Annotated in this window: 7 protein-coding genes and 1 pseudogene; 2 read left to right on the top strand and 6 right to left on the bottom strand. The window is 44.5% G+C overall.

All coding sequences use genetic code 11. From position 1 onward, the window contains the following. Positions 1-940, top strand: a 940-nt coding sequence (locus RMO35_RS08970; protein ID WP_309740360.1) for a DUF4070 domain-containing protein, incomplete at its 5' end; no start/stop codon positions are given. Between the two features lie 349 nt (positions 941-1289). On the opposite strand, the pseudogene RMO35_RS25260 reads toward RMO35_RS08970, so the two are convergent. From RMO35_RS25260 to RMO35_RS08945, 4 genes and pseudogenes are all read right to left on the bottom strand, one after another. Then, a pseudogene (locus RMO35_RS25260) lies at positions 1290-2171 on the bottom strand (DUF2887 domain-containing protein). 138 nt (positions 2172-2309) lie between these two features. After that, a complete protein-coding gene (locus RMO35_RS08955) occupies positions 2310-4679 on the bottom strand; it encodes an O-linked N-acetylglucosamine transferase, SPINDLY family protein (RefSeq protein WP_309740357.1) in 2370 nt (789 codons plus the stop codon). 5 nt (positions 4680-4684) lie between these two features. Beyond that, the gene (locus RMO35_RS08950) at positions 4685-6889 is read right to left on the bottom strand and encodes an O-linked N-acetylglucosamine transferase, SPINDLY family protein (RefSeq protein WP_309740356.1); all 2205 of its coding nucleotides are present in this window, start codon (positions 6887-6889) and stop codon (positions 4685-4687) included. A 136-nt stretch (positions 6890-7025) separates the two neighbouring features. Next, positions 7026-7583 carry a type IV pilin-like G/H family protein gene (locus RMO35_RS08945; protein WP_309740354.1) on the bottom strand — a complete coding sequence of 186 codons (558 nt, stop codon included), beginning with the start codon at positions 7581-7583 and terminating at the stop codon, positions 7026-7028. Positions 7584-7750: 167 nt separating this feature from the next. Between RMO35_RS08945 and RMO35_RS08940 the strand changes: the two genes are divergently transcribed. Further along, entirely contained in the window at positions 7751-7882 is a 132-nt protein-coding gene (locus RMO35_RS08940; RefSeq protein ID WP_309740352.1) for a hypothetical protein, read from the top strand. A gap of 4 nt (positions 7883-7886) precedes the next feature. On the opposite strand, the gene RMO35_RS08935 is transcribed toward RMO35_RS08940, so the two are convergent. Both RMO35_RS08935 and RMO35_RS08930 read right to left on the bottom strand, forming a co-directional pair. Beyond that, positions 7887-8438, bottom strand: coding sequence for a type IV pilin-like G/H family protein (locus tag RMO35_RS08935; protein WP_309740351.1), 552 nt, complete (start codon positions 8436-8438; stop codon positions 7887-7889). 169 nt (positions 8439-8607) lie between these two features. Further along, positions 8608-9080 (bottom strand): type IV pilin-like G/H family protein (locus RMO35_RS08930; protein ID WP_309740350.1); only part of this gene is annotated, 473 nt, incomplete at its 5' end.

The raw sequence follows: 9080 nt of genomic DNA, 5'->3' as shown, positions 1-9080 counted from the left end.
CTTCATCGGCAACAAACGCAACGTCAAACTGTTGCTCAAAGAATTACTACCGTGGATGGTCGAGCATAAGTATCCTTTCTCCTTTGCAACTGAAGCCTCTGTAGACTTGGCAAACGACCAAGAACTGATGGATATGATGGTGCAGTGCAACTTCGGTTCCGTGTTCCTCGGCATCGAAACTCCCGATGAGGAAAGTCTCGCACTGACTCAAAAACACCAAAATACCCGCAGTTCCCTCAGCGAAGCCGTCGAACGCATTGCTAAATCCGGGATGCGCGTCATGGCTGGATTTATTATCGGCTTCGACGGTGAGAAAACAGGTGCCGGACAGCGCATCGTCAAATTTGTCGAACAGACAAATATCCCCACCGCTGTATTTAGTATGCTTCAGGCATTACCCGATACCGCACTATCCCATCGACTAGCCAAAGAAGGTCGCCTGCGCGGTACAGCAGATGGCAACATCAACCAAACCACGTTGATGAACTTCGTCCCCACCCGTCCGCTCGAAGAAATCGCCATCGAGTACATGGATGCCTTCGATGAATTATACGAGCCATCGAAATTCCTCGATCGCACCTACCGCCACTACCTAACCCTCGGCGAAGCCACCTATCCATACAAAGGTGAAGGTCGCAAGAAAGAGTTTAGTTGGATGGTGATTCGCGCCCTCCTGATCATCTGCTGGCGACAAGGCGTAGTTCGCTCTACTCGTTGGCAGTTCTGGAGCAACCTCTGGAGCATGTACAAGCTCAATCCAGGTGGGGTTAGCAGTTATTTGGTTACTTGTGCCCAAATCGAACACTTCTTGGAGTACAGAGGCATTGTCCGCCGGGAGATCGGATCTCAATTGGCAGACTTCCTCGCCGAGGAAGCCAGAATCAAAGCCGCAGCGATAGAAGTAGAAAAAGTTGAAGCAGTGGCTGAAACGGTTGCCTAAATAGCAAATATCACGCTCTAAAAAACCTGGGTAGGGGTAATGTCTTGTTTCGCTAAACCGTCGGGAAACAAAGGCGTGCGCGAACCGCTTCATGAATTACCCCTACCCAGGTTTTTTAAGATATCGCGTAGTCCCAGTAGGGTGGGCACTGCCCACCAGCTAGGTTTCAGCTAAAATTGTAGGGTCGATCGCACATTGACTTCGCTCGACTTAATCGTTAGCGTAGCCGCGCCGAGAGGTAATCGTTAAATTTAGTTAATCTAAGTTTCGAGATCGATCGTCGAACATCGATCGTCGATAACCTTGCGATGCTCGGTTGCTTTGATTCGTCGATCGACTCAATCGATCGTCAATTTTGACTCAACCAAGCTTCTAAATCGGCACTCGAATTAAAATCTAATAGAGCCTCACCAAGAGATTCTACATTTTCGATCGAGAGCGCAGAAACCTTACTTTGAAGCTGTGACGAGAGATTTCCTAACTTGCGATTAAGCTGCCTGAGTATTAATGCTCTTTCTCGCTGTAATCCAATTTCTCGTTCCTCAGCTTTACCCTCAGCCTTAGCTTCCTGATAAACTCGCGTCTGTTGTAACTCAATCCCCAACATCACATTCACCTCATCCCGACTTAATGAATTAAACTTATAAACCACGATCTTGGTTATCATCTCGATTATATCTCGGTCGCCACCAGAACGTGCGATTGCCCTTCTTGCTTCAGTTTTTGCTGCATTCCCCTCCAACGTCGTCAGCACCATCAACCCAACACCACTCGGCAACTCTTCGATTTCACCCAACTCATCCAGAAACACCCGCAGGATACGTCCGCTAGCCAACAACTCTCTCACCATGCCAGTATCAGATTGTTCGATACTTCTACTGGGATAGATCGCTACTGCTTGCCAATCAGAAAGTCGCTCGCGATTTCGGTAAACATAAATGCCAATCTCGCTCACCATTCGCTGCTTGGTGAAACGCACGCTGAGGAGACCTCAGCGCGATTTCATCCGCTCATATAGCATTTCATCTTTTTGAAACTGCGCCTCGCAGAAATAGACAATTCCAGAGCGATCTGGTGGCACAAATACCCCATCCATTCTAAAAGCAGTTTCCTTCACCTCAACTGCTTCAAACACATACTCATTTGCTCGTGCTGGTGGCTGTGGTAATAACTCAAATAACAGAGTAGGCGATTGCTGAAATAATTGCTAGAAGATCGTATCGCGGCGCATAAATATAGGTACATACTTATTGCTATTTTACCAGCCAATCGATCGACAGCACCATAATTAGCTAAGGCTAGCAATTACGACCTACTAAATCGTCAGATTAACACCGAAGATAGTCTCGAACAAATTGCATCTACCTACTTAATTATTTGAGTCATCTTCGACTACTTCCTGCTGTTTTGCTTGATATATTGCCCACATCTGGCGATAAGCTGCTTCCATATCTAGCGTAAACTGTTTGGCATTCCACACTGGAGCGGTTTGACGGTTCAATCTTAGTTTCTCTCGAACCTGCATTCTCAATTCACGATCGAGTCCCAATTTTACCCCCCACTCGACATATTCCTGGGCATTCCAAGCAATCCCCTCCTCAATTCCGGCATTGACCATGAATGTATAACTATTGCGCGCGGCAAATTGCTGTCCTACCTGCGTCACCATTGGGATACCCATCCACAGCGTTTCCAGTGTCGTGGTGGCACCATTGTAGGGGAAAGTGTCGAGTACGATATCGGCGATCGCCAGATTGGCACGGTGGGTATACTCATCAGCCACTTTCCCCAAGAACCGCAAGCGATCGAATTCTACACCTTCCTCAGCCGCAATTCGACCAAAAAATTCGCGCACGATTTGGGGATCTGTGTCGCCTTTAATTAGGAAATAACTATTAGGTACCGCTTTTAAAATGCGTAATTGCGAGCGAACCGTATCGGGATGGCGTTTGTGTCCGACTTGTCCGCTCCAATAAATAATGGCATCGTCAGGAATATTTAAATCCCGCCGTTTCAAAGTTGCGATGCCGATTTCAAAACCATTAACAGCTAGGTAGCTGTGCGGCAGTCGCCAAATCTTCTCTTGATAATACTCCTGAGCATTGTCCGGTAAAACGTAGCGATCGGCCATAAAATAATCGACAGTCGGCAAACCCGTCGCATCCCAACCCAGCCAACTTACTTGAACGGGAGCGGGCTTAGCCGCGAGAATTTTCGCAGTCAAATTTAAAGTCAAGCTATCGAGATCGACGAGAATATCGATCTCATCTGCCTGAATTCGATCGATAATTTCATCGACATTATCACCAAAACAATAACTTACATCCGCACGATCGCCAAACCATTGTTGATAAAATGGATCGTCAGGGTTTTGGTTGATACAATAGTTGAAGACTTGGAACTTCTCCCGATCGTAATACTGCCACAACCACCGACTCAGCCAACCAACAGAATGCTTTCTTAATGTCGATGCCAAGTAACCAATCCTGATAACTCCCGATCGTTTGGCTAGGGATGATGGGGCGATCGATTGGGCAAAGCCCACGCTGCGCGAACGATTGGGTAAACGATATTGAGTCGATTGAAGATATTTTTTAGCAATCTGATTTTGAAGCGATCGAAAATATTCAGGTCGATCGGTCACACAAGCAATAAAAACTGCCGCACCGATAACGAGATGACTGGTATTTGCAGGTAATAACTCGTCTTCTCGATCGACCAATTCTGACAGTAAGCGATAGTGTCGATCGATGATTCCATCGGCATTGAGCCAGTCGCCAGAAGTGAGGATAGCTCTGATGATTGTGTTGTTAGTAACGATCTTACTAATTAAATTACCGCACAGCTCGTAAGCACGATTGGCAATGTTAATAGCTTGCTGATAGTCGCGATCGTTACAATATAATTTCGACAGAGCGTTGAGAGTTGCAATATTGTCGGGCTGTACTGCTAAACACTTTTCTAAAGCTTCAATAAAAAATGCTTGACTGCCAAATTTATGCTCTAATGCCAATACTGCATCGACAACTATAGCGATCGATTCGTCCTGACATTTAGGCAAATAAATCAAACATTGCTCGATAAACTCACAAACTTCTGTCGATGGATAATATAATATTGCAGTTAGCAGATTTGCCAACAACTGGCGATCGAACTCCCGATTTTCTGCATCTCCTAAGATAGTCGCAGCATCGAGATCTGGTAAGGTTTCTGGGTCGAACCTCTCTAGCTTAATCTCTAATAAGATCGATCGGAATAAGTTATTTAGATGCGCGGCATCTACTTCACGTAAGTACTGACTAATCAGCCAAGCATTATCGAGACAGTTTAGAGTGAGTTTTTCGGTCGCGATCCGATCGAGCGTACTAGCTAGATCGTGAGTAAGAGCTTCTACATCTACCGAATCGTTCTCGAAGGGTGTCTGAAAAGTCAGATCGACAACCCAAACGCCCCCTAAATCCCCCAATTCTGGGGGACTTTCTATTCCGGTTCCCCCAGAATTGGGGGTTAGGGGGCTGATTCGGGACTTTTCAGACACCCTCTCAAAGGGAATAAACCAAGTTGCTTGAGCATCTATTTCCCGTTCTTGGAGAAGATAGGCGATGCCGAGATACCAATAATTGAGATGAGCTTCGTCACCACGATCGATTATCGTTTCATAATACTCGATCGTTTGGTCTAAGCGATCGGGATCGAACTGACGATCGATCGAGGATTGGGGTAGATGTAAAACCTGCATATAATTTAGTTATGATTGTAGCGATCGCTTGGATTAGATTGAGTTTCTGCTTGATATTTTGCCCACATTTCTCGATATGCTTGCTCCATATCGAGAGTAAATTGCTTGGCATTCCAAACTGGTGCAGTTTGTCGCCCCGCACGTAATTTTTCGCGAATTTCCATCCGGAGATTGGAATGTAAACCTAATTTAATTCCCCACTCGATATACTCATCCTGACTCCAAGCAATTCCTTCTTCAATTCCAGCATTCAGCATGAAGGTATAACTATTACGGGCGGAAAATTGTTTGCCAACTTGCGTCACCATTGGGATGCCCATCCATAGAGTTTCTAGTGTGGTTGTGGCTCCGTTGTAAGGGAAGGTATCGAGAACGATATCGGCGATCTCTAAATTGGCGCGGTGGATGTATTCAGTGGGTGCTTGAGGCAAAAATCGCAAACGATCGAAACTGACACCTTCTTCTTGAGCGATTCTGCCGAATAGGTTGCGAACGACAGTCGGATCGCTTTTGCCTTTAATTAATAGATAACTGTTTGGTACGGCAGCAACAATCTTCATCTGACAGCGAATATTATCGGGATGCCGTTTGAAACCAGCTTGAGAACTAAAGTAAATTATTGCATCTGCCGGAATATCTAAATCTTGGCGGCTGATATTCGGAATTCCCACCTCAAATCCTTCGACTCCGAGATAGGTTTGGGGCAATCGCCAGAGTTTTTCTTGATAATATTCCTGAGCATTTTCGGGCAGCACATAAGGATCGACAATAAAATAATCGATCGTTGGCAGTCCGCTAGCATCCCACCCCAGCCATGATACCTGAACTGGTGCTGGCTTCTCCGCCATGACCATACAGGTACGATCGAAAGTTATGCTATCCAAATCGATCAGAATATCTATTTCATCTGCCCGAATCTGAGCGGTAACTTCTCGATCGTCATACCCAAAATAGACAGTATGGTCTACTTTATCTCGAAACCAATGATGATTGAAGTTATTTTCTGCGCTCGTATTCACACAATAAAGAAATATCTCAAAAGACTCTCGATCGTGATGATGGATGAGCCAGCGACAGAGCCATCCAACAGAATGATTTTTCAAAGTAGCAGCTACATAGCCAATACGTAAACGTCTATTTGAATTAGTAGATCGGGAACTACTAGCTTGAATAATATTTGTCGATCTAATATTCTGCGGATAAATAGCTGCAACTTGATTTTGCAATAATCTAGTATGACAAGGATCGTCTTTTAGATAAGGCAAGAAAAAAGATGTGAGGATCAGATGTCGATCGAGTTCGCGATCTAAATCGGTCGGATTTAGAGCGATAATTTCTGCTAGCAGTCGAGCATGGATATCAGATTTCACTTGAGTTCTTTCCCAATCTCCAGCACTAAAACATGCTCTTTGAGCCATAAAACTTCCAAACAATCGATCTCTGCTGCTAGATGCTAACTGATAATAATTTTCTGCCGCCGCTATTGCAGGCGGATAATTATCTACTTTGCAATGAACGTAGCTTAAGAATTGCAATATAGATAAAGTATTGGGCTGAATCCGATCGCACATTTCTACTAGTGCAGTCACAAAATCATATAGGTATAGACGATCGATCAGTCCGTGGGCGATCGCTAGTAACTTGTCTATAATTGCTAATCGCTTGGAGCCAGTTAGTAGTAGGCAAGATTCAATTAGATCTAGACCCAGATCCATCCGAATAATCATTAATGACTCCAATACTCGATCGAGCAGATCGTCATCGATACTGCCAGGTGAAAGCGTCTTCACTAGATCCAATACTTGCCACTCAATCAGCAAGTCTGGAGTGAGTCGATCGGTCATGTATCCTAAATATATTGCCTGGAATATATTTTCAATAAAGTTGGGTGCTAAAGCTTGAATATGCTGGCGTAGCGACCAAGATTTTTCTAGTTCTGAAATTTCTGCTTGCTTTAGAGCTTCGCGATCTAGAGCATCAATTAACTGGGTACTTAAATCGTCGATCGTATCTGGATCGGCAGTTGAAATGGGGATAAACCATGCTGCGCGAGCATCATCTTCTCTACCTGCGAATAAATAAGCGATTCCTAGCTGCCAATAATTACTTACGATCGCCTCGTCTCGATCGATGGCATGTTCGTAAAAATCAATGGCATTCTCAGGGGATGCGAACAATGAGAGTGAAGGTATAGATGCGATTGTCTGCATTAGCTCGACATTGATAAAGAAGAAATTCTTTCTCAATGTAGCTAATTATCAAGCTAGAACGAATCGAGGTATTTACCCAATAATATTTGTCAAGCCGGAGATCTCACAGTAAATTTACTGAGTCTTTTATAAAGCTCTAAATGCTCAGCTTTCTAGTATTAGCACCACAGGTGGGATCTGCGTTTGGAGCAAGACCAGGGTTGTCAGGAGCGGCGATACCAGTCGAAAGAGCTTCGCAAATGACAGTACCCACAATGTTCTGACCACTTCTTTGCAGGCGAGTAACCGCGCCAGTGAAGCCCTTGAGACCTGGATCTCTCGAAGTAATCACGATCCTGGCAGAATCAGAAGTGCCATCAGAAGAAATGGTGTAGCTGTAATTAGTTGTCGTACCAGTTGCAGGAGTACCAGCATCAGCTCTGACGCTGCTAATTGCTAAGATATCGAGGTCAGTAGTATAGGTTTGCTCTTGAGCGCGCCGAGCGATTTGTGCTTTGTTAATTGAATTGACGTTTTGTTTGCCTTCGGTTTGCTTAGCTTTAGCAGTCTCATTCAAGAACGCAGGCAAGGCGATTGCCGTCAAAATACCGATGATAACGATAACGACGAGTAATTCTACAAGCGTGAAACCTTTTTCGCTGTTGCGACGAGCGTTGAGGTGTTGGATAAATTTAGCTTTTAATTCGGTTCTCATTTTCAGTTACTCAACGAATTAAATAGTATATTTGTTCTAGCTACAAGCGAGGCAGTCAGATTAAAGCCGATCGTTATTATTAAAGGATCTCTATCTATCTCATCTTGCATCAGACTCACACTACAGATTCAATAACATCTTCAGAGGGTGTCTGAAAAACTGAGAGGATGTCTGGAAATACGGATGATATTTATACGACGATGGAGACGGCAGACAACATGCCTACCGTCAAGAAAGACCGCCATCGACACATAATGAATGGAGACGATGACAGATCTGGAGCGCGAGAGCCGACATAAGGCTCTAGATGCTGAGTTTTTTCAGACCATTACAAGCAGGGTCTGTATTGGCAGTAGTAGTAGGGGTGGCAGGAGTGGCAGTACCAGTCGAGGTAGCTTCACAAATGACAGTACCCATAATGTTCTGACCACTTCTTTGGATACGAGTAACCGCGCCAGTGAAGCCCTTGAGACCTGGATCTCTGGAAGCAACCAAGATCCTGGCAGAATCAGTAGCATCAGAAGAAAGGGTGTAGGTGTAATTAGTTGTTGTACCAACTTCAGGAGCACCAGCATTAGATCTGACGCTGCTAATTGCTAAGATATCGAGGTTAGTAGTATAGTTGTTTTCTTCGGCACGGAAAGCAATTTGTCCTTTGTTAATGGAATTGACGTTTTGCTTGGCTTCGGTTTGCTTAGCTTTAGAAGTTTCATTCAAGAACGTAGGCAAAGCGATCGCAGTTAAAATACCGATGATGACGATTACTACGAGTAATTCTACGAGCGTGAATCCTTTTTCGCTATTTTTGCGAGCAGTGAGGTGTTGAAGAAATTTAGCTTTTAGTTCGGTTCTCATTTTTAATATTTCCGGTTCGGGTTGGGGTATATGTTTAGCAGCTAATCGATACCGATCTAGCGAAATAATGCGATTAAATTTTCACAAAAAGCCGCTCGGTATCGTTGAATATATAGAGCGGCTTTTGATAAAATCATCGGGTCCCAGACCCGATGATTAGAAACTAAGATTAGTTACCTAATTGAGTGTAGTTAGCACCACAGGAAGCAGAAGTACCAGCAACTGGAGTCGGAGGTGTACCAAGACCAGGAGTATTTGCTTCGCACAGAATGCTGGCAATTACGCTTTGACCAGCGGGGTTATTGTAGCGATTATTACCACCGCTGTAACCTTTGAGTGCGCCATCATTGGCTTGAGCAGTCAGAGTCGCAGTGTCAGTAGCACCAACCAAGGCGTAGCTATAGTTGCTAGTACTTGCAGCACCAGCAGCACCAGTGAGCGTACCAGTAGCGAGCACATCGAAAGAAGTTGCAAATGCTTGCTTCTCAGAACGGAAAGCAGTTTGAGTCCGGTTGATTAAACCAATGTTTTGTTTAGCTTCAGTCTGTTTAGCTTTAGCACCTTGGTTGAGGAAGTTAGGTAAAGCGATTGCTGCTAAGATCCCGATGATGATAATTACAACTAAGAGTTCTACAAGTGTAA

The organism is Chamaesiphon sp. OTE_20_metabat_361 (assembly GCF_031364565.1).
Note: the sequence above shows the minus strand (reverse complement) of the source record. Positions and strands in the feature narration are given on the sequence as shown.

Coding starts and splice junctions, on each gene's coding strand:
- RMO35_RS08955 (WP_309740357.1), bottom strand. CDS start 4,679: ATGCAGGTTTTACATCTACCCCAATCCTCGATCGATCGTCAGTTCGAT.
- RMO35_RS08950 (WP_309740356.1), bottom strand. CDS start 6,889: ATGCAGACAATCGCATCTATACCTTCACTCTCATTGTTCGCATCCCCT.
- RMO35_RS08945 (WP_309740354.1), bottom strand. CDS start 7,583: ATGAGAACCGAATTAAAAGCTAAATTTATCCAACACCTCAACGCTCGT.
- RMO35_RS08940 (WP_309740352.1), top strand. CDS start 7,751: ATGTCTGGAAATACGGATGATATTTATACGACGATGGAGACGGCAGAC.
- RMO35_RS08935 (WP_309740351.1), bottom strand. CDS start 8,438: ATGAGAACCGAACTAAAAGCTAAATTTCTTCAACACCTCACTGCTCGC.